This window comes from Enterococcus sp. DIV1537a (genome assembly GCF_051712085.1).
GTDB lineage: Bacteria > Bacillota > Bacilli > Lactobacillales > Enterococcaceae > Enterococcus > Enterococcus faecalis.
On the sequence record NZ_JBIOOE010000001.1, the window covers coordinates 1,389,526 to 1,410,247 of the forward strand.

The 20,722-nt window shown below is 36.5% G+C and carries 17 protein-coding genes; 7 read left to right on the forward strand and 10 right to left on the reverse strand.

Annotated elements, in window-relative coordinates:
• Positions 1-40: 40 nt before the first annotated feature.
• The gene (locus IGJ41_RS06930; protein ID WP_002363964.1) at positions 41-649 is read right to left on the reverse strand and encodes an NUDIX hydrolase N-terminal domain-containing protein; all 609 of its coding nucleotides are present in this window, start codon (positions 647-649) and stop codon (positions 41-43) included.
• 176 nt (positions 650-825) lie between these two features.
• On the opposite strand from IGJ41_RS06930, the gene IGJ41_RS06935 reads away from it, so the two are divergent.
• Positions 826-1,326, forward strand: a complete 501-nt coding sequence (locus tag IGJ41_RS06935) for a GNAT family N-acetyltransferase (RefSeq protein WP_104855741.1) — start codon at positions 826-828, stop codon at positions 1,324-1,326.
• 19 nt (positions 1,327-1,345) lie between these two features.
• On the forward strand, positions 1,346-1,873 hold the full coding sequence (locus IGJ41_RS06940) for a GNAT family N-acetyltransferase (protein ID WP_002357555.1): 528 nt from the start codon (positions 1,346-1,348) through the stop codon (positions 1,871-1,873).
• A 54-nt stretch (positions 1,874-1,927) separates the two neighbouring features.
• Here IGJ41_RS06940 and IGJ41_RS06945 read toward each other — a convergent pair whose 3' ends face one another.
• Positions 1,928-2,746 (reverse strand): helix-turn-helix transcriptional regulator, encoded by an 819-nt coding sequence (locus tag IGJ41_RS06945; RefSeq protein ID WP_002369381.1) that lies wholly within the window; start codon positions 2,744-2,746, stop codon positions 1,928-1,930.
• 136 nt (positions 2,747-2,882) lie between these two features.
• Here IGJ41_RS06945 and IGJ41_RS06950 point away from each other — a divergent pair, with 136 nt between their 5' ends.
• From IGJ41_RS06950 to IGJ41_RS06970, 5 genes are all read left to right on the forward strand, one after another.
• Positions 2,883-4,631: an ABC transporter ATP-binding protein gene (locus tag IGJ41_RS06950; RefSeq protein ID WP_104855738.1), complete on the forward strand. Its 1,749-nt coding sequence runs from the start codon at positions 2,883-2,885 to the stop codon at positions 4,629-4,631.
• Positions 4,624-6,402 carry an ABC transporter ATP-binding protein gene (locus tag IGJ41_RS06955; RefSeq protein ID WP_104855737.1) on the forward strand — a complete coding sequence of 593 codons (1,779 nt, stop codon included), beginning with the start codon at positions 4,624-4,626 and terminating at the stop codon, positions 6,400-6,402. The genes IGJ41_RS06950 and IGJ41_RS06955 overlap by 8 nt, the downstream gene beginning before the upstream one ends.
• Positions 6,403-6,490: 88 nt before the next feature.
• Positions 6,491-6,916 (forward strand): NUDIX domain-containing protein, encoded by a 426-nt coding sequence (locus tag IGJ41_RS06960; RefSeq protein ID WP_438714132.1) that lies wholly within the window; start codon positions 6,491-6,493, stop codon positions 6,914-6,916.
• Positions 6,917-7,055: 139 nt separating this feature from the next.
• The gene (locus tag IGJ41_RS06965) at positions 7,056-8,066 is read left to right on the forward strand and encodes a hypothetical protein (protein ID WP_438714134.1); all 1,011 of its coding nucleotides are present in this window, start codon (positions 7,056-7,058) and stop codon (positions 8,064-8,066) included.
• A 302-nt stretch (positions 8,067-8,368) separates the two neighbouring features.
• Entirely contained in the window at positions 8,369-9,805 is a 1,437-nt protein-coding gene (locus tag IGJ41_RS06970; RefSeq protein ID WP_104855734.1) for a catalase, read from the forward strand.
• 210 nt (positions 9,806-10,015) lie between these two features.
• Here IGJ41_RS06970 and IGJ41_RS06975 read toward each other — a convergent pair whose 3' ends face one another.
• The 8 genes from IGJ41_RS06975 to IGJ41_RS07010 all read right to left on the reverse strand — a co-directional run bounded on the left by IGJ41_RS06975 (position 10,016) and on the right by IGJ41_RS07010 (position 20,718).
• Complete coding sequence (locus IGJ41_RS06975; RefSeq protein ID WP_173963514.1) at positions 10,016-11,449, reverse strand: cryptochrome/photolyase family protein; 1,434 nt, start codon at positions 11,447-11,449, stop codon at positions 10,016-10,018.
• Between the two features lie 132 nt (positions 11,450-11,581).
• A complete protein-coding gene (locus IGJ41_RS06980) occupies positions 11,582-12,463 on the reverse strand; it encodes a helix-turn-helix domain-containing protein (RefSeq protein WP_173963513.1) in 882 nt (293 codons plus the stop codon).
• Positions 12,464-12,778: 315 nt separating this feature from the next.
• Positions 12,779-14,200 (reverse strand): family 1 glycosylhydrolase, encoded by a 1,422-nt coding sequence (locus IGJ41_RS06985; protein WP_438714137.1) that lies wholly within the window; start codon positions 14,198-14,200, stop codon positions 12,779-12,781.
• A gap of 16 nt (positions 14,201-14,216) precedes the next feature.
• Complete coding sequence (locus IGJ41_RS06990; RefSeq protein WP_002381902.1) at positions 14,217-16,070, reverse strand: beta-glucoside-specific PTS transporter subunit IIABC; 1,854 nt, start codon at positions 16,068-16,070, stop codon at positions 14,217-14,219.
• A gap of 3 nt (positions 16,071-16,073) precedes the next feature.
• Entirely contained in the window at positions 16,074-16,931 is an 858-nt protein-coding gene (locus tag IGJ41_RS06995) for a PRD domain-containing protein (protein WP_002381901.1), read from the reverse strand.
• A gap of 227 nt (positions 16,932-17,158) precedes the next feature.
• Positions 17,159-17,320, reverse strand: coding sequence for a hypothetical protein (locus IGJ41_RS07000; protein WP_002361843.1), 162 nt, complete (start codon positions 17,318-17,320; stop codon positions 17,159-17,161).
• Positions 17,321-17,428: 108 nt separating this feature from the next.
• A complete protein-coding gene (locus IGJ41_RS07005; RefSeq protein ID WP_002381900.1) occupies positions 17,429-18,838 on the reverse strand; it encodes a glycoside hydrolase family 1 protein in 1,410 nt (469 codons plus the stop codon).
• The gene (locus tag IGJ41_RS07010) at positions 18,838-20,718 is read right to left on the reverse strand and encodes a beta-glucoside-specific PTS transporter subunit IIABC (RefSeq protein WP_010826037.1); all 1,881 of its coding nucleotides are present in this window, start codon (positions 20,716-20,718) and stop codon (positions 18,838-18,840) included. The genes IGJ41_RS07005 and IGJ41_RS07010 overlap by 1 nt, the downstream gene beginning before the upstream one ends.
• Between the last annotated feature and the right edge of the window lie 4 nt (positions 20,719-20,722).

The following is a 20,722-nucleotide window of genomic DNA, read 5'->3' on the forward strand; positions in this document are numbered from 1 at the left end:
TAGAAAAAGGATGAAGAACAGAAGTTCTTCATCCTTTTTGTTAGTCACTAAGCGCTCCAGTTGTTTGGTTCATTAATGCCATTAATTGCTCTTTCGTTGTTCGTTTGATAGAAAGAGGGGGGAGATTATCTAAAGAAAAATAAGCACAATTCGAGGTTTCAATGTTTTTTTCAAAGGGATGATTTTCTAAAATCTCACAAGAAAAGATCATTTTATAGTACTGAAATAGTTGAGGAATGTCTTTTCGTTTATCTGTATCATAAACAGCAAGCAATTCTTTTGCTGTAACAACTAAGCCAGTTTCTTCCAATACTTCTTTTTCAATATTTTCTTTAGGGGAGCAGCCAATTTCGGCATAGCCACCAGGTAATGACCATTCTTTGGTCCGTAAATCTTCAACTAATAAAAAACGATTCTCTTTTTTTATTAAACCGCGAACATCTACTTTCGGTGTTGGATAACCTTCTTCTTTAGTTAAGATTTTTTCTAAGTCGGGCAAAACAGTCGCTTCGGGTCCGGTTGCGCTAATAAGTTGTAACGTAAGTTCTCGTAGTTCTTGGTAACGTTCTTGATCAAAAGCATCTTTCCCGTAAAAAAGACCTGCATCCGCCAATGCTAGCAACCGTTTATAGGTGTTCAGATAATCCATATACGCACGCTCCTCATAGACTTAATACGTTTAGTTTAACAGAAAAAAACAAAGGAAGGGCAGATTTAGCGAGAAAAGGCGTCGTTTTAAGGAAATAATAAAGAATAAATGACTAACTTACATTTTTAAACTACCTATGCTATTATTTAATAAAAAGGATTGAGTATACAATAATTTTGTTATGTAAACAAAAAGGAGGTTGTGAATTGAAAGAATTTACAATTATAAGGGAAAAAAATGCAGATAAAAAGACTCAGGCAGCACAAGAAGTATTGTTTAATCTTCCAGAATGGTTTGGCCTTGAAAAAGAGACCCGCAAGTATATCGATATAGCTAGCACTTTACCTATGTGGGTGGCAAAGGATGTAGAGAATAAAATACTCGGTTTTATAACACTTTCAGAAACAAGTAAAGATACAGTAGAAATCCATTGTATGGCAGTTAAAAAGCGGTATCATCGCAAAGGTATCGGCAAGTTATTGATAGAAAGCGTGGAAACGTATTCTATCAATAACTATTTTTTTATTCAAGTCAAAACAGTTGACGAAGGAAATTATTCCGTGTACGATCATACTATTCGTTTTTACGAATCATTGGGTTTTAAGCGCCTTGAGGTTTTTCCGACATTATGGGACGCTTGGAATCCTTGTTTAATTTTAATTAAACAGTTGATTTAATCTACAAAGGAGTTTTAGTATGTCAGTATTTATTAGAGAGTGTACCGTCGCAGACGTACCAGAATTAGAGGCCATTTGCCAAGAGACTTTTGCAGATACTTATGGAGATGGCGAAAACGAAGAGGATTTACAGGCACATTATGAGAGGAAATTTAGTCCAGCAGTTTTAGAAAGCGAAATCTTACATAAAGATTCGCAATATTTCTTTGCTTTTTATAATAATGAACTTGCAGGTTATGTGAAATTAAATCACGGTGATGCTCAGATTACCTATCAACATCCACAAGCGTTACAAGTTGAGCGCATTTATATTCGTAAATCTTTTAAGCGTTTAGGCTTAGGCAAACATTTGATTACGAAAGCAATTGAATTAGCGGAAGAAGCAGAAAAAGAGACGGTTTGGTTAGGTGTTTGGGAACATAATCATCCAGCGCAAAAATTTTATCAATCATTAGGCTTCGTCAAAACAGATGAACATGATTTTTATATGGGAAATGAACGCCATACCGATTATACAATGACGAAACAGTTAAAAGAGTCAACGTAAAGCAAAAACAAGGAAACGGACGCAGTGAAGCCGACGATTCCTTGTTTTTTTATCTTAAAATTGTGAAGGAGATTTTCCATAATATTTTTTGAATAATTTACTAAAATGATAGGCATCTTCGTAACCAACCGTTTTTGCTACTTCTTTGACACTTAAGGAATCATTTTTCAGCAATTCTTTCGCATGGTTTAAGCGGATTTGAATTAAATAATTGATTGGCCCAACGCCTGTGGCCGCTTTAAAGGTTTTCGACAAATAAGTCGGGGTAACATATAACATTTCAGCTAACTGTTCCAAAGTAATTTCTTCGTCATGGTGGGTTTCCAGATAATAAATCGTATGATTGACTAAATTTCGTTTTCTTTTTTCCGTTTTCGATAGCCGAGTTTCAATTTTATTTTCTTGATCAACTGCTAAACTTCTTAAAATATAAACCAATAGTTCAATAACTAAAGCTTTAATTTGTAACGCTGATTCAACTTCTTGATGGTTTAATTCATGAACAATTTGCCAAGCTTTTTCTAAAAAAGCACCATGTAAATGACTTAAATCTAATAAAGCTGATTTATTTGGAAATACGTTTCGCGCTAAGCCTTCTAAATAGAGATTTGAAATGCCAATGTGTAGTTGATGTGAGTATGTTCCTACTTTTTGTTGCTCACCATGTTCCGTTCGCGGATTAAAAAGAAACACCGTACCAGCAGTGGCATGGTACTGTTGCCCTTGAACAATATATTCAGATTCACCTTCTAAAAGAATAGATATTTCCAGAAATTCATGATGATGACAATTATAAGGGTGGGTCTCTTCGTTCCAAGGATCGAAGGCATATAAAATTTCAGGATTAAACGTTCGACTATTTGTGTAGTTCATAAAAAATCACTCCTACTTGTATCCGCTTTCTATACTATATTGTACATCAAAATATACAAGAATGCCCATTTCTTTTTCTATAAAAAAACAGTAATCTTATACACGTCCATAAAAACAAGAGAGAGTAGGGGAGAAAATGAATAGTTTTGAATGGATTTGGCAATATGCTAAAAAAAATAAGAATAAGTTACTGCTAGCTGTTATTTTTGTCGTTATTAACGCTATTTTAATTGTTATTATTCCATTGTTGTCTGGCAGAATTGTAGACCAAGTAATCAATCAGGGAAAAACTGAAGAACTTGTCCCAATTCTTGGGATTATGATTGGAGTGACCGTTATTCGGACAGTTGTTCGTTATAGTTATCAAGTCTTGTTTGAATCGGTTGGACAATCTGCGTTATTTGACTTAAGAAAAGATATGTATGTCAAACTTCAAGAATTAGATTTTGATTTCTTTAATCATACACGTGTTGGCGATATTATGGCGCGAATGACAGGGGATACAGACGCTATCCGCCATTTTGTTTCTTGGGTCACTTATAACCTCTTAGAATGTATTTTATGGTTCATCGCAGCCGTGATTGTGATGGGGACGATCAATTGGCAATTGATGCTGACATTAATTTTAATTACGCCTTTGATTTTTCTGTTAACACAAAAAATGTCGAAGGAATCGCATCCGGTATTTTTTGAGATTCGGGAAAGTTTTTCTCGGTTAAATTCAATGGTCGAAGAAAATATTGGTGGAAATCGGGTGGTTAAAGCTTTTTCTCAAGAACCTTATGAAATTGAAAAGTTTAACAAGCACAATGAAGACTATAAAAAATGGAATATGGCTTCTGCAGATGTCTCTAAAAAATATTTACCGTGGTTAGACGGTTTTGCAGGTAGTTTAAATGTTATTGCCTTAGTTCTTGGTGGCCTCTTTGTAATTCAAGGTCGGATGACAATTGGTGATTTAGTGGCCTTTAACGGCTTTCTCTGGATGTTGAACATGCCGATGCGAATGAGTGGCTGGTTGATCAATGATGTGCAACGCTTTACGGCATCGTCCATTAAAATTCGTCAGTTATTAGCAACGAAACCGAAGATTCCCATTGCTCGGGAAAAAGAAGCAGAACCGATCCAAGGCTATGTGACGTTTGATCACGTGTCCTTTCATTTTTCAGATGATCCAGAAACCCCCATTTTATCGGATGTTTCATTTTCAGCAAAACCTGGTGAAACAATTGGTATTTTAGGGGAAACTGGTTCAGGCAAAACCACTTTAGTTAACTTAATCGCTCGGTTCTATGATCCAACAAAAGGCACTGTTTATATTGATGGAAAAGATGCTAAAAGCTATTCTGTTCGTAAATTGCGAGAAAATATCTCCATGGTTATGCAAGATGTCTTTCTTTTTTCCAATACAATAGAAGATAACATTGCTTTTGGTAACACATTGGCTAACTTGGAACAAGTGCAAATGATGGCTGAAATTGCTGATGCCCATAGCTTTATTTCCAGAATGCCCGAAGGTTATGCAACAATTGTTGGTGAACGCGGCGTTGGCCTATCTGGTGGCCAAAAACAGCGGATTTCACTGGCCCGTGCCTTAACCAAAGATCCAGCTATTTTAATTTTAGATGACACAACTTCCGCTGTTGATATGGAAACAGAATCAAAAATTCAAAAAGAACTAGGTCGTTTGACGGAAAAGAAAACGACATTTATTATTGCCCACCGAATTTCTTCTGTGAGAGAGGCCAATTTAATTTTGATGATGGAAAAAGGCCGTGTGGTGGAAAGCGGTACGCATAGCGAATTAGTCGAACAAAAAGGCAAATATTTTGACGTATATCAAAAACAATTAGGTCTGACAAAGGAAGGTGAGTCGCGTGGCTAGAAATACGTTTGATGTGGATGAGACTTTAGAAAAAGAATTTAATTGGTCTCACTATAAACGATTAGGCGTCTATATTAAACCTTACAAAAAAGCTGTTTTTAAAACATTATTTGTCATCATATTAGCTAATCTGGCAAGTATGTTAGGCCCTTACTTTACTAAAATTGCGATTGACCAAGTAATTCCACAAAAGAATCTCTCGTTACTCTTGATACTAGGGGCTATTTTCCTATTTTCCTTGGTGATTATTGGTTGGTGTATGCGTTATCGAATATATGCCATCACAGAAATTGGACAAGATATTTTAAAAGATATGCGTTTTTCAATTTTTGAGCATCTACAAAAATTACCATTTTCTTATTTTGACAGTCGGCCGCATGGAAAAATCTTAATACGGGTGGTCAATTACATCAATACGTTAAGTGATTTACTAAGTAACGGATTGATCAATTTAATTTCTGATTTATTTAATGTGATTATCACCTTAATCTTCATGTTATTTATTGATGTGAAATTAACCTTATACAGTTTACTGCTATTGCCTGTGTTGTTCGTGATGGTTCTATTTATCCAAGGGAAACAACGGAAAGCTTACCAAGAGCTTAGCAATAAACAATCAAACTTAAATGCCTATATTCATGAAAGTATTTCAGGAATTAAAATTACGCAATCTTTTGCACGAGAAGATGAAAATTTCCAAATTTTTAACGAGGTAAGTGAAGAATATCGCCAATCCTTTATGAAAGCTGTGCGTGTCCAGTATTTATTATGGCCAGCAGTGCAAAATATATCCGTCATTACGACTTGTTTTATCTATTTCGTAGGAATCCGTCAATTAGGTGTGTCCGTTACTACTGGGACGCTAATTGCTTTTATCGGTTATATCAATAACTTTTGGAATCCGGTCATCAATATTGGTAACTTCTACAATTCTCTGATTACTGCAACTGCCTATTTGGAAAGGATTTTTGAAACGATGGATGTTGTTCCAGAAATTCAAGATGCGCCGCATGCTATTGCGTTGCCGACAATTAAAGGAACCGTTGACTTTCAGCATGTTTATTTCCGTTATGAAGAAGGAAAAAATATTTTGACCGATGTTAGTTTTCATATTGAGCCAGGACAAACAATCGCCTTGGTTGGGCCAACAGGTGCGGGTAAAACAACAATCATCAATTTGTTAAGTCGTTTTTATGATGTGAATGAAGGGGCCGTTAAAATTGATGGTTATGATGTTCGCGATGTGACACTCCGTTCGTTAAGAAAACAAATGGGGGTAATGCTTCAAGATACGTTTATTTTTTCAGGAACGATTATTGAAAACATTCGGTACGGAAATTTAGCAGCCACAGAGGAAGAAGTTATCCAAGCCGCAAAAATTGTTCGTGCGCACGACTTTATCAAGGATTTAAAAGATGGCTATGAAACAGTTGTGGAAGAGCGGGGTAGTACACTCTCGGCAGGACAACGCCAATTAATTTCATTTGCTCGTGCTTTACTGGCAGATCCCAAAATTTTAATTTTAGACGAAGCTACCTCCAGTATTGATACAAAAACAGAAGAATTGTTACAAGAAGGATTACAACAACTTCTGAAAGGACGGACATCGTTTATTATTGCTCATCGACTTTCTACCATCAAAAATAGCGATAAAATTTTCTATATTGATGGTGGTCGTATTGTGGAAGAAGGATCTCATGATCAACTAATGGCAAAACATGCGTTATATCATCATTTATATCAATCGCAATACGACTTATTAAAGAGCTAGATGATAAAACAGAGAAAATTCTTAGTTGAATCTTTCTCTGTTTTTCTGTATCGTAACCTTAACAAAGGAAAAAATGATGAGGTGCCAAATGAATCGGAATTTTGAAGTGGAATTAACAACATTATGTATGATTAGAAATCAGAAAAATGAAATCCTTGTGCAGGAACGACAAAAAAAGGATTGGCCTGGTTGGACGTTCCCTGGCGGACATGTTGAAAAAAACGAGGGTATGGAAACAGCCATGGTTCGCGAACTCCTTGAAGAAACAGGCTTAGTGCTGAAACCACAATTAGTAGGTGTTGCAGAATGGCTGAATGATTGTTCGGGTGCGCGGGAATTAGCCGCATTATTCATTGCAGAAACAGCGGATGAACTACCAGAAGAAACGGAACAACCCTCGTTTTGGGTCACTGAAAAAGAATTGCGAGAAGGTCCTTTAGCTGGCAGTTTAGCAGAACTTTTCCCAGTATTTTTTGGCGAAAAGCAATTTTATTTTAAAAATAATACAGCTTAATGATTCAAACCTAAAAGATTAAATCAATCCCACTTATTAAAAGAGAGAAAATCTAAAATTAAACATTGCTATTTATAAGCAATGTTTGCTATTCTTAATAAAAGGGAATTAATTTTTTATATAATGAGGGGGAAAAAGTGTGTTAAAAAGAAAAGTGGGGATTATCGCAGGCGTTTTCTGTTCAGCTTTGTTACTGACAGGCTGTGGCAAAAGTGCGAAAGATGAGTTCATTCAAGGGATTGGCAATCAAAACGCACAAGAATCTGGGGTTTGGGATTTCTCTATGTCAATTAGTGACATGAAATTTTCACAAGAAGATGGTGCACAAACGAATCCTATGATGGGGATGCTCATCACGCAAATCAAAGACGCATCGCTTTCTGGGAAGATTCAAGTAGATGCCAAAAAAGAAAAAGCATTCAGCTTAGAGATGAAATTAAAAGCGATGGGCATGGATGTACCGATTTCATTGATTGGATCATTAGATAACGAGGGCAAAGAGCCAAAACTCTATTTAGCAACAGATATGATGGAATATATTGTCGCTGTCGCAGACTCAATGACTGACGGTGCTATTGATAGTTCTCAGTTAGATACAGAAAAACTAAAAGGGAAATACATTGATCTTTTAGCCATGAACGAGGAAAGTGCGAAAGAATGGCAAGATACAATCAAAGAGTATCAAGAATCGGAAAAAGAACGAAAACAGTCTGCTAAGGAATACAAAGAGTTTTTAGAAGGATTAGACAAGGATACGTTTGAGAAAAAAGGGGATACCATTACCCATACGTTTACAAAAAAAGAATTACAAAAGTTAATCAAAATTACGACAGAAGCATCTGAGAAAGGTAAAGAACAAGATCCTTTCGAAAAAGTTAAAGATGTTTCTGCTAAAGTTTCTGTTAATACAAAAGAAAATAAAACAAATATGTTGATTAATGTGAAACCGCAGCAAGACAAGAACGTTGACATGGGACTTGAATCATTATCTAGTAAAATTAGCATTACACAAAAAGCCAAAAAAGCGACGATTTCAATGCCTAAGAAAGAAAATATTTTATCAGAACAAGAAGTTGAAAAAATATTTTCCGATAGCACCTCTATGACAGGTCTATCGACTGAAGAAACGACTGTTGCGATCAATCAATAACGATGAATGACCAATAAAAACGGTCCCTCAAAAAAAGTAACGAAAGACCTAGCATGATTGGGATGCTAGGTCTTTTTTGAATAAAAAAACAGCATTTTAGTTTTCTTTGAATTATTGGTTGTTATTTTTGGTGGTGTAAACATTTTAAAATTAATACATTTGTTTTTGATTTAAATTCTATTGCTATTTTTAATCATTCTATTAAATAACAAATGTTTTTGAGTGTTTTTAAGCATTATTTTTGTTATGCAGAGTGGTTTTTTTATACAATGAGTATAATTTTAGATGAAGGAGTGTTTTAGGTGAAAAATCAACATTTAACTACGTCACAAGGAAGTCCAGTTGGCGATAATCAAAATTCGCTAACTGCAGGAGAATTTGGTCCTGTCCTAATCCAAGACGTTCATTTATTAGAAAAATTAGCTCATTTTAATCGTGAGCGCGTGCCAGAACGGGTTGTTCATGCCAAAGGTGCTGGCGCTCATGGGATTTTCAAGGTGAGCCAATCAATGGCACAATATACTAAAGCAGATTTTTTATCTGAAGTTGGCAAAGAAACACCTTTATTCGCTCGTTTTTCAACAGTAGCTGGAGAGTTAGGTTCATCAGATACATTGCGTGATCCTCGCGGTTTTGCGCTTAAATTCTATACAGATGAAGGAAATTACGACTTAGTTGGCAATAACACGCCCATTTTTTTCATTCGTGATGCAATTAAGTTTCCAGATTTTATTCATAGCCAAAAAAGAAATCCACGGACGCATTTGAAAAGTCCAGAAGCTGTTTGGGATTTTTGGTCTCATTCACCGGAAAGCCTTCATCAAGTAACAATTTTAATGAGTGATCGTGGCATTCCGCTATCGTTCCGTCATATGCATGGTTTTGGTAGCCATACATTCAAATGGGTCAATGCTGCTGGAGAAGTATTTTTTGTTAAATATCACTTCAAGACGAATCAAGGAATCAAAAATCTAGAGAGTCAATTAGCAGAAGAAATTGCTGGGAAAAACCCCGATTTCCATATTGAAGATTTGCATAATGCAATTGAAAATCAAGAATTTCCTTCTTGGACATTATCTGTGCAAATTATCCCGTATGCAGATGCGTTAACAATGAAAGAAACACTTTTTGATGTAACAAAAACGGTTTCTCAAAAAGAGTATCCGCTGATTGAAGTTGGCACGATGACTTTAAATAGAAATCCAGAGAATTATTTTGCAGAGGTTGAACAAGTAACCTTTTCACCAGGGAATTTCGTTCCTGGTATTGAAGCTTCTCCAGATAAATTATTGCAAGGACGTTTGTTCGCTTATGGGGACGCACATCGTCATCGCGTGGGCGCTAATAGTCACCAATTGCCGATCAACCAAGCAAAAGCACCTGTAAATAACTACCAAAAAGACGGCAATATGCGTTTTGACAATGGCAATAGCGAAATTAATTACGAACCAAATAGTTATACTGAAACACCAAAAGAAGATCCTAAGGCGAAAATTAGTTCCTTTGAGGTTGAGGGAAATGTTGGTAATTATAGCTATAATCAAGATCACTTTACACAAGCAAACGCTTTGTATAACTTGCTGCCAAGCGAAGAAAAAGAAAACTTAATTAACAATATAGCGGCATCTTTAGGTCAAGTGAAAAATCAAGAAATCATCGCGCGTCAAATTGATTTGTTCACTAGAGTAAATCCAGAATATGGAGCACGCGTCGAACAAGCTATCAAACAACAAGCATAATTTATATAACGTACGTGACAAACCCAGTCTTTAGTTTATCTAGACTGGGTTTGTTTGCTTTTCAATGCTTCTTACTCTACTTTGTATAATGTATATTATGTAAACTAGAATAAATAAAAAACTTTAGCTGATAAATTGCACCTCTCTTTCGACTAATTAATTACCCAACTAACCTTATAAGTTGTTTGCTAAGCTAGTTGGGTTTACTGTTTATTGAAACCTTGGATTGTTCATTTCTTGATGAATTTCTTTGCTCGCTTCATATAGAAATAATGTTTGTTTTTTACTTGATGCATAATCGACAATGGGTTTTGGATAATTTTCTCCTAAATGTACATGATATTGCGTTTGTAAGGCTTCGTTCATTAGATTTGGTTGATGAATATACTTTTGTGGCACTTGTTTAAGTTCTGGGACATATTTTTTGATGAACTGGCCGTCATTATCAAATTTTTTTGACTGGATAATTGGATTAAAAATCCGAAAATACGGGACAGCGTCCGTTCCTGTCGAAGCAGCCCATTGCCAGCCACCGATATTATTGGCGGCATCATAATCAATCAACATTTTTTGAAAGTATTTTTCACCCCAACGCCAATCAATGTGTAAATTTTTAACTAAAAAAGAGGCAGTAATCATTCTTAAGCGATTGTGCATCCAACCAGTTTGATTCAGTTGTCGCATTGCGGCATCAATTATAGGGTACCCCGTCTCCCCTTTTTGCCACTTGGCAAACATTTCTGGGTCATTTGTCCATTGAATATAACGAAATTTTTCTTGAATAGCTTCCTCTTTTTGTTGTGGAAACGCACTATAGATCATATTGTAAAAGTCACGCCAAGCTAATTCTTTTTTGAAGGTTTCTTTACTTAAGCTAGAAGGCGCAGATACAAGCTCTTGCCAAATGGTGCGAATCGAAAGTTCTCCCGTTCTTAAAAAAGTAGACAGATGACTCGTTTGATCCTGATAAGGAAAATCACGCTTATTTTCATAGGATTGAAGTTTTTGATCAATAAAAGTATTTAAGCGCCTTCTGGCTGTTTCTTCGCCGACACTATAGTGTGTTAAAGGAATTCTCGCAATCTGTTCCCCATATGCTGCTTCCTCTTCTGGAAAAAGACACGCACTAAAAATTTTTTCAGCTGTATAGGAAACAGGAATCGGGGTTTCTTTAGGCGCCTCTTTCCATTTATTGTAATAGGGCGTAAACACTTGGTACTTGCTACCATCGTTCTTCTTAATTTCTTCAGAGCCATGCAAATAGGCATCTTGAAAAGAGAAAGACTGAATATTATTTTCTTCAAAAAAGCGCATAGCTTGCTGGTCCCGCTTTGCCCCAAAGCCACAAGTATCTTCATTAAAATAAATGGCCTGCCAATCGGGTAATTTGCGTTTCAAACGTGAAAATAAATCTAACGGTTCGCCGACCATGATTTGTAAATGTGCCTCTTGATCGATTCGTTCTTTAAACGAGACTAAACTTGCAAAAAAAGCGTTATGATTAGCACTTTCTTGAATAAATTGTTGAGGATTCATTTGGAATAATAAAATCAATTCATCAGCTGCAGAATTTTGTAACGCGTGTGCTAATGCTTTATTATCCTGTAATCGTAAATCACGTCTAAACCACATTACTGTTTTCATTTTTAAATCCTCCTAAATACTTCGTCTTGCTTATCGTAACCGTGACTGCTGATTTTTAAAAGCAACTTGCCTAGACTTTTCAAAAAGCCGATAAAAACTGGATTTTCAGCTTTTATCGGCTTTTTGATTAAATTAATAGGAAATATTAAAAGCTTTCATATCTTTCTCAATATATTGTAGGACTTCTGTATTGCCAAAAAATTGTGTAAAATAATAGGCTTGACGATAATCATCGGCTGTGTCTTCCCCGAGCATTTGTTTGTTAAAGGCTTTTTCATATAAAAGATAATCTAGCAAATAAATGGAGTGTTTGTCACGACAAATCTGAATCCCTTTTTCGCTTAAAATGACACTTTTTTGGTAGTCTTTCATTTCCGAGTAGAATTTAGCAGAATTATAATAAATTCTACAACGCTCCAAGGAACATTCTAATTTAAATTGTTCCAATTCTTGTAATGATTTTTCGTAATACACTTGCGCTTTTCTCATATCTTTTTCCAGTTCGTATAGCGTACCTAGCGCATTCAGGCTTAAAATGTTGTAAATATTGACTTTACGGTCAATTTCTGCGCCTCGGTATAGGTAAAACAAGGCCTCTGCTTTATCTTTTTTTCCTAATAAACAAGTAATTCCCTTATAATATAACAATTTAGTCGTTAGTTCATTATTAGATAAGATAAGGCCTTCAGGCACTTCTTGCAATATATTGTAGGCCTCTAAGTGAAATAACCGTAAAGATAAATCCTCGACTTTGTTTAGTAGATTTTCAATTTTCTTTTCTTCAGAAATCATCATGCATTCTTCTACTTCTAAATCTAATCGGAGGCAAATAGATGAGAAAATATCTAAACTGTCACATAGATTACGGTTTTCAATATTACTAATTGTTGCTTGCGTACAGATGCCGTTAGCCAGCTCTGATTGTGTGATTTTTTTAAGTTTTCTCGCTTGTTTTATTTTGTCTCCTGCTACCTTCACGAACAGACCTCCACTTGTATTATTATGTAAATTCATTAAAAAATGTTATACTTTGATTATCAATTAAAGGAGGTACATGCTATGTTTGATTTACTTGCATTATTGACTGGAACATCAACTTATGGCAACGTTCCCCATGTTTAATTAGTCAATGCGTGTCAAGTATGGTCTTCCATACTTGGCATGTTTCCTTTAAAACTGACTCAATCATACTACAAACGGATAGACAAATACAACCGAAAATCATTGGTTTTTTATTAAGAAAAAGAACAGCAAGAAGTGATAACTACTTCTTGCTGTTCTTTTGTTTAGTTAGGTGTATTTAGGTTTAAAATAATTTGTTTCTTCTTTTTAACAACCTTGCGGATAATCTCTAATTAATTGTTGATACCAATAAAAAGAATCTTTCCGATAACGGTCTAATGTTCCTGTACCATCGTCATGTTTATCCACGTAAATAAAGCCATAACGTTTTTTCATTTCACCTGTTGTGGCACTGACTAAATCAATCGGTGCCCAAGTTAAATAACCAATTACCTCAATAAAATCTTCTGTCATGGCTTTTTGGACTTGCTCAATATGTTGTTGTAAATAATGAATACGATAGGTGTCGTGCACAGTTCCATCTTCAAAAACATCAACCGCTCCTAAGCCATTTTCCGTTATCATAATTGGTAACCCATAACGTTGGTAAAGCATATTTAATAAATAACGAATACCCATAGGATCTATTGCCCAACCCCATTTAGAAACTTCCAAGTGAGGATTTTGAGTGCCACCCCATAGAGAACCTTCAGCGTCGTCGTCTCCTTCAAATTTTGCAACTTCGCTAGCATAATAGTTTAAACCAATCCAATCAATTTTACCTTCAGAAAATGCTTCCTGATCTTCGGGCGAAATAGTAATGTGGAGTCCAAGTTTCTCGTATTCCTTTTGTTTATAAAGAGGAAAGGCTCCATTGCATATTGCATCTATCTGATAAAAATCACGAGTTGTTTGTTTTAATGAGTTTAATGCATTCGTCGGATGGCAATCTTTCGCATAGGCTGGTGTCAAACCAAAAACACAACCAATTTGGAAATCAGGATTAATTGCATGGCCTAATTGAACGGCTTTAACTCCGGCAAGTGTCATATTATAGCCAATTTCAGCTAACACTTGTGATCGATGTTGGATTTTATCGTATTCTAAACCTGTCAAAATATAGGTGAAAGGTTCAGAAGCGTTTGAGGTCGGATCGAGGTGATTCATTTCGTTAAACGTAGACCAATAAGTAACCTTCTCTTTAAACGCTTCAAAAACAGTCTGACAGTAATGCAAATAATAATCAATAACTTTCCGATTTTTCCATGAACCATATTGTTTGACTAAATGAACTGGCATTTCAAAATGATACAAAGTGACAATTGGTTCGATTCCCTGACTGAGTAATTCATCAATGATTTGATGATAGAAAAACAAACCTTCTTCATTCGGTTCGGCTTCATCTCCTTTTGGAAAAATTCGTGACCAATCAATGGAAATGCGGAGTGACGTAAAGCCCATTTCTGCAAATAAGGCGATATCTTCCCGATAGCGATGGTAAAAATCAATGCCAGTATGCGAAGGATAATACTTGTCTGCCTCAATGGTCTGGGTGATTTCTCGCGGCTGATCTACGGCACCCGCTGTAACAAGATCCATGATTGCTAAGCCTTTACCCCCTTCTTGATAAGCGCCTTCTAATTGATGAGCGGCGATACTGCCGCCCCATAAAAATTTTTCTTTTTTCATGATAGGTCTCTCCTTTTTATACCACGATATTTAGCATTTCTTGATCATACGAAGTACATTCTCCTGTAGTTCCGATAACATCTAAAAATTCATTCGTATTGGTAATTACACAAATAACAGTATCTGAAAGTCCCTGTTGGCGAATGTAATCAAAATCAATGGTGACTAATGATTGTCCTTGTTGAACGTGCTCGCCTTCTGTCACATGGACAGTGAAACCTTTACCATTTAAAGAAACAGTGTCAATACCGATATGAATCAATAGTTCTACACCGTCTTCATTTTTAAGTCCGATGGCATGCTTTGTTGGGAAAACCGAAACAACCTCGCCAGAAAAAGGTGCAACCACTTCGGTATCAGTTGGAACGATTCCAACACCTTTACCTAATGCTTCTGTTGAAAAAGCCGCATCTTCTACTTCACTTAGAGGGATGACGGTTCCTTTAATTGCTGCAAAAACAGGATTTTTGGTTAGTAGTCGTTCTTTTTGTGTTGTTTTGTTAGTCGTTGTTTCTTTAGGTAGTTCTTTTTCTTCTGATGGAATCCCTAGGATAAACGAAGCAACCGCTGCACCGATAAAACCGACAATTACTGCGATTAGCATAGCCATAAAGTTCTTCGTATCATTTGTTTTACCTAAATAAGATGGCAAACTAGTTAGGCCCCACACATAGCCATAAGTTTTGACTTTCAGTAGTCCAGCAATTAAGCCTCCTAAACCACCGCCAATCATTACAGCGATAAATGGCCGACGGAATTTTACGAATACACCATAGACAGCAGGTTCCGTTACTCCCATCAACGCAGTAAAACTAACTGAGCCAAATAATTCACGTTGTTTTGCTTGACGAGCACGCAGGAAGTAACCAAACATGGCTCCTGCAACAGCAATATCTGAAATTGTTGAAGCATGTAAAAAGATGCTATCATAACCTTGCTCGCTTAACATTTGCATAATAACTGGCATAACGAAATTACCAGCACCTAGTAAAATTAAGAATGGTTGGCAAGCGGCATACAAGGCTGTTACAGCCCATGAACCAACAGTATTTTGTAAAATATCACAAACGAAGAACAACGCATCACCAATCCATGTACCTAATGGTCCAAAAATCAATAATGTCACTGGTAAGGTAATCAGCATAATTAGTAATGGATTTAAAAAATATTGCAAGGCATCAGGTATCCATTTTTTAAAGCGCTCAGTTAAAATCCCCATAAACCAAACACCTAAAAAAATTGGCACAAAACTATTTGAATACGTAATTTGTGGTAAACCTAACCCAAAAATACTTAGACCTTTGACACCGTCAATTGAATCAGATAATAACGTAACTGCTAACAAAACGGCTAAATAGGGACTTGCTTTGAGACGTTTAGCTGCCGATGCTGCAATAAACACTGGTAAAAATTGAAAAGCGGCCGTACTAATTGTGTTTAACACAATAAACGTTGAGCTGTCTTCTTGAATAATTCCAAGTAATTTAAATAATGATAAAAAGCCTGCCAAAATCCCTGCAACAAAAATCGGTTCGATTAAGGGTGTCATTGTTTCACTCACGACATCCACAATTGCTTTGAATGGATTAGTCTTTTTCTTTGGTGCGTCTGTAGTTGTTTCTCCTATTCCTAACATAGGTAATAATTCTTGATAAATATCTTTCACTTGTGTGCCAACAACGACCTGATAAGCCACATTATTATCGATAACGTCAATCACTTGTTTCATTTCTTGGATTTCGGCTGTTTGGGCTTTACTACGATCTTTTAATTGAAATCTCAAGCGCGTGACACAGTGTGCAACACTATCAATATTTTCTGGTCCACCAACTAAGACAATTAATTCTTTTAAAAATGTTTCATATTTCATTTTCTACACATCGCTTTCTTTTCGCTTTTCTGTTCGTTCAGTCATGCGATGAATGTGCATCATTAAGTATGTTTTTTCATCTTCAGAAATCAGCTTTCCAAAAGTGCCAATGACATACAATTCGATTTTTTTCACCGCACCATAAGCTTCTGGGTAGAGCTGTGAAATTTGTTGATATAACTCAGAATCGTTTTCACTATACGTATCATTGGTTAAAATCCGTTGGACGAAGTATTGTAAATGCTGCATGAAACGCGTGTAATTAATGGATTCATGATTCATTGGCGCACCAAGATGATATTGAACGATGGACACAATATCTTTCATAATTTCTGTGACTTTTTCATTCTCTTGGCTATTTTGTACAGCTTCTTGGATATTTACCAAATGTAACGCAATTGAAGCAGCTTCGTCTTCTGGAAATGAAACGTTGTATTCTTTGTTTAATCGTTCCACCACTTCTACTCCTAATTGATAGGACTTCGGATAATAGCGCCGTACTTCCCAAAGAAGAGGATTGGAAATATATTGGCCTTTCTTACCACGTTTCAGGGCGTAATCAATATGATCTAAAAGCGTTAAATACAGGTAATCAGTTGCTTTTTTTTGAAAAAGCTCCTCCGCTCGTAAAATAATGCTACGAACAATTTCAAATAATGATTCTTCTGTATTCGCTAACAAATAACTAAAATGCTCTAAAACATCTGCCGAGTCTAACACAAAGACTTTGTCTACTTCTTCTTTAGAAACTGATTGGCCTACTTTTTTTCGAAAAGCAATTCCTTTAGAATAGACGATTACCTCATTGGTTCCTTTTGTTAAAATCGCTACATTGTTATTTAGTATTTGTTTGACTTTCATATAACCCCTTCTTCCTATAAAAAAACCGCGAAAAAAACTCAACAAACAAACTGTCATCCTTAACCCATGTAAAGATTTATAACAGTTGTCTGTTGAGTTCTGCCTGGTCGAACCAGTGACATACTCTTTTCTTGCAACCCCTTGTTGCAATCGTTTTCTTCTTACCCTTATAGTAACAATTTTTATTCGAAATTACAACATCTTTTTGTCTGTTTTATCATTTCCCCTTAATTCCAAAGCACAGAGATTAAATAATACAACAACATGATTCCTACAAATACACCGAGCATTAGTAAAACATACCACCAATTTTTGGCGCTATAGGTTTCATTTTTATCTTTTTCGGTTCGTTTCCCGGCAGCCCATTTCCATAAATCGTAATTATTCATCTCTCTCACCACCTTTAATGGGTTTGTTAACTTAAGTCTAACACGGAATGACAGAACTTGAAAACAAAAGGATCACCCTCTTATGCAATGGATGATCCTTTTTGGTCACTATTCTTCTGGTAACCCATTATTTTTAATCACTGATTGGTACCAATAAAAACTATCTTTTTTAATGCGTCGTAAATCTTTTAACTCATGGTCTTCACGATTGACGTAAATAAAACCGTAGCGTTTTTTGAATCCTTGATGAGAACTTAAAATATCCATGACCGACCAAGGGCAATAGCCAAACAACTCAACACCGTCAGAAATAGCCGCATGACAAGCAGCAATATGGTCATGCAAATACGCAATTCGATAGTCATCATGAACTTTTCCGTCCTCTGTTAGGCGATCTGGTGTGCCTAAGCCGTTTTCTGTAATGATTAACGGCAAACGGTATTGACGATAATAATCATTTAAAACTAAACGTAGACCAGTTGGATCAATTTGAGCACCATACTTAGAGGTTTTTAAATGTTGATTTTTTTCGATTTTAAAATAACCGTATAGATCAAAATCAATGTCCTTTTCTTTCGTACCCAATGGGTGTTGCTCGTCTGTCGGTAAATAGCTAGCAACTAACGTCCGATAATAATTAAGGGCGATAAAATCTGGTTTAGCGGCTTTCAGAATTGCTTGATCTTCTGGCTGTGTTTCGGGATAAATGCCGCATTTGGTTAAATACTCTTGATAGTAACCAGGGTATTCGCCAAAACAATACATTTCTAGAGCGTAATTCGTTTTAAAGTTATCATTCATACGAGCCGCCCAAACATCTTCAGGCTTATTAGAACTAGGATAAGTCATCGTTGAGGAAACAGAGGGACCGACTTTTCCCCCAGCGACCAATTGGTGACAATCATTCGTCGCTAGCGCATGGGCAACAAACATATGGTAATCCATTTGTGCACGAATTTTTTCAGTATTTTCTGGTACAACATCGTACATATTCATTCGTTCATCGACACGAATCATTAAGTTTTGTTCGTTCGTAACTTGCCAATTTTTGACTCGATCACCAAACGCTTGATAACAGACTTGCGCATAGCGTTGAAATGCGGAAACGCAGCGACGATCCGCCCAACCATTGTATTTTTCCACCAACGCAAAAGGTAAATCAAAATGATAAAGTGTGACAAACGGCAAAATATCGTTTTCTAAAAGTGTATCAATGACGGCATTATAAAAATCGATGCCGGCTTGATTGATTTCGCCATCACCTGTTGGAATGATTCGTGCCCATGAAAGAGAAAAACGATAGGTTTTTAAGCCTAATTCTTTCATTAACGCAATGTCCTCTTTGAAACGATGGTAAAAATCGCTGGCGACTTTCGTATCTGCTTGTACAGCTGACTTTTTAAAAGAATTGTAATCAGCGACTGTTAGGCCTTTGCCGTCCTCATTCCAAGCGCCCTCAATTTGAAAAGCGGAGGAAGAAGCTCCCCATAAAAAATCGTTCTTAAATTGTTTAACCATTAGTTTTGCTCCTTTACTTGCATGAAAAATAAATTTGTTTGTGGTGTAATCTCTGTTTGTTTGGTTGTCTCAATTACAGCCATTTCCGCAGTATTTGTTACGATGACTAAGACGGTTGGATCATAACCAGCAGCTTGGATGATTTGTTTATCAAAAGAAAGCAGCTTTTGTCCTAGCCTGACTCTTTCTCCTGCTTTTACGAACGCTTCAAATCCTCGCCCTTTTAATTCGACTGTATTGACTCCAATGTGAAGGAGGATTTCAGCACCATTGTCTAACTTTAAGCCAATTGCATGATGAGTTGGATATAAAGCCGTCACTTGCCCATTTCCTGGTGAAACAATTTGTTCCTCTGTCGGATAAATAGCTAGCGTTTTTCCCATTTGTTGAGAAGCAAAGACTTCATCGTTGATTTGGTCTAAAGATACGAGTTGTCCTTGAACAGGTGCTTGAATCCGTTGTTTTTCTTTGACTGTCCCTGCCTCTGTCTTTAAGCCGGGTTCTTGACGTGACTCGTCAAGCGGTAAATCATTAAAGCCTAGAAAAATCGTTAATAGAAATGCACCAAAAAAAGCAATGCCACAACCTAATAAATAACAAATAAAGGCTTTGGTTCCTGCTTCTGCGTAAACTGGGATGGTCAAGAGTCCTTGGTTAGCGAAGGCTGTCCCGTAGGAACCGCCCCAGCCCATTAAGGCCCCGCCTGCTGCTCCGCTAGCCACCGCATAAATCATCGGTTTTTTTAACCGCAAGTTTGCCCCATAAATGGCTGGTTCTGTGATACCAAATAATGCAGTCACTGTTGCAGAGGCAGCAACAGCTTTCAAGTCTTTATTTTTTGTGCGGACAAACACGCCAAATGCGGCGCCCGCTTGAGAAAAGTTTGCTGCACCAGCAAACGCTAGCAAATTTTGCCGTCCTGTTCGAGCGACATCATTAATCCCAATTGGCACAAGCCCACGGTGAGCCCCAAAAATGACTAAGACACACCAAATTCCCCCGATAAAACCGCCTAACAAGATGGGACTCAAATTCATTATATAATAATACAACCAATTCACGCCGTCACCTAAATAAATCCCTATCGGTCCAAATAATAATAAAGTGGCTGGAATCATTAAAAGTAATGACAGCGTAGGAACCATAATAATTTTTAGAACTTCTGGAATGACTTTTTCCAAAAAGCGTTGCACATAAGCTAAAATAAAAATTGCAAGAATAATAGGAATTACTGTGGAAACATAATTGGCTTTGGTCACATGTAATCCAAACAAGGTAACCGCTGATTCTTCAGTCATTAATGAAACGATGGTTGGATAACATAAGGTGGCACCAATTACCATGGCGATATATTCGTTTGTTTTGAAAACCTTAGCAGCTGAATAACCTAAAATAACTGGCATAAAATAAAAAAGTGCATCGGAAGCGGCGCTTAAAATAATATACGTATTCAAAGGTTTTAAATCGACCTGGTAAAAATTGTTTGCGACCATCACAGCAATAGCTAAAATTCCTTTTAACATGCCTGAAGCGGCAATTGCTGGTACGACAGGCGTGAAAATCGCGGCAACAGTATTTAAAATTCGATTACCTAATGAATTTTTTTCTTTTGTAGATGTTTTGGTCGTAAGTTGCTGAGCCAACAAAGGTTCTAGAGCATTATAAACATGCGCGACTTTATTGCCTAAAACCACTTGATACTGCCCGCCACTTTCAACAACAGAAATGACACCTTCTGTTTGTAGTAAGGCTTCTTTGTTCGCTTGTTTCGTATCTTTCAATACGAAACGCAATCGTGTATAACAATGTGTGACATCCACGATATTGTCTTTGCCACCTACGTCTTTCAAAATTTCTTTTGCTATTGCTTGGTAGTCCATGATG

Coding starts and splice junctions, on each gene's coding strand:
- IGJ41_RS06930 (WP_002363964.1), bottom strand. CDS start 649: ATGGATTATCTGAACACCTATAAACGGTTGCTAGCATTGGCGGATGCA.
- IGJ41_RS06940 (WP_002357555.1), top strand. CDS start 1,346: ATGTCAGTATTTATTAGAGAGTGTACCGTCGCAGACGTACCAGAATTA.
- IGJ41_RS06945 (WP_002369381.1), bottom strand. CDS start 2,746: ATGAACTACACAAATAGTCGAACGTTTAATCCTGAAATTTTATATGCC.
- IGJ41_RS06950 (WP_104855738.1), top strand. CDS start 2,883: ATGAATAGTTTTGAATGGATTTGGCAATATGCTAAAAAAAATAAGAAT.
- IGJ41_RS06960 (WP_438714132.1), top strand. CDS start 6,491: ATGAATCGGAATTTTGAAGTGGAATTAACAACATTATGTATGATTAGA.
- IGJ41_RS06975 (WP_173963514.1), bottom strand. CDS start 11,449: ATGAAAACAGTAATGTGGTTTAGACGTGATTTACGATTACAGGATAAT.
- IGJ41_RS06980 (WP_173963513.1), bottom strand. CDS start 12,463: ATGAATTTACATAATAATACAAGTGGAGGTCTGTTCGTGAAGGTAGCA.
- IGJ41_RS06985 (WP_438714137.1), bottom strand. CDS start 14,200: ATGAAAAAAGAAAAATTTTTATGGGGCGGCAGTATCGCCGCTCATCAA.
- IGJ41_RS06990 (WP_002381902.1), bottom strand. CDS start 16,070: ATGAAATATGAAACATTTTTAAAAGAATTAATTGTCTTAGTTGGTGGA.
- IGJ41_RS06995 (WP_002381901.1), bottom strand. CDS start 16,931: ATGAAAGTCAAACAAATACTAAATAACAATGTAGCGATTTTAACAAAA.
- IGJ41_RS07000 (WP_002361843.1), bottom strand. CDS start 17,320: ATGAATAATTACGATTTATGGAAATGGGCTGCCGGGAAACGAACCGAA.
- IGJ41_RS07005 (WP_002381900.1), bottom strand. CDS start 18,838: ATGGTTAAACAATTTAAGAACGATTTTTTATGGGGAGCTTCTTCCTCC.
- IGJ41_RS07010 (WP_010826037.1), bottom strand. CDS start 20,718: ATGGACTACCAAGCAATAGCAAAAGAAATTTTGAAAGACGTAGGTGGC.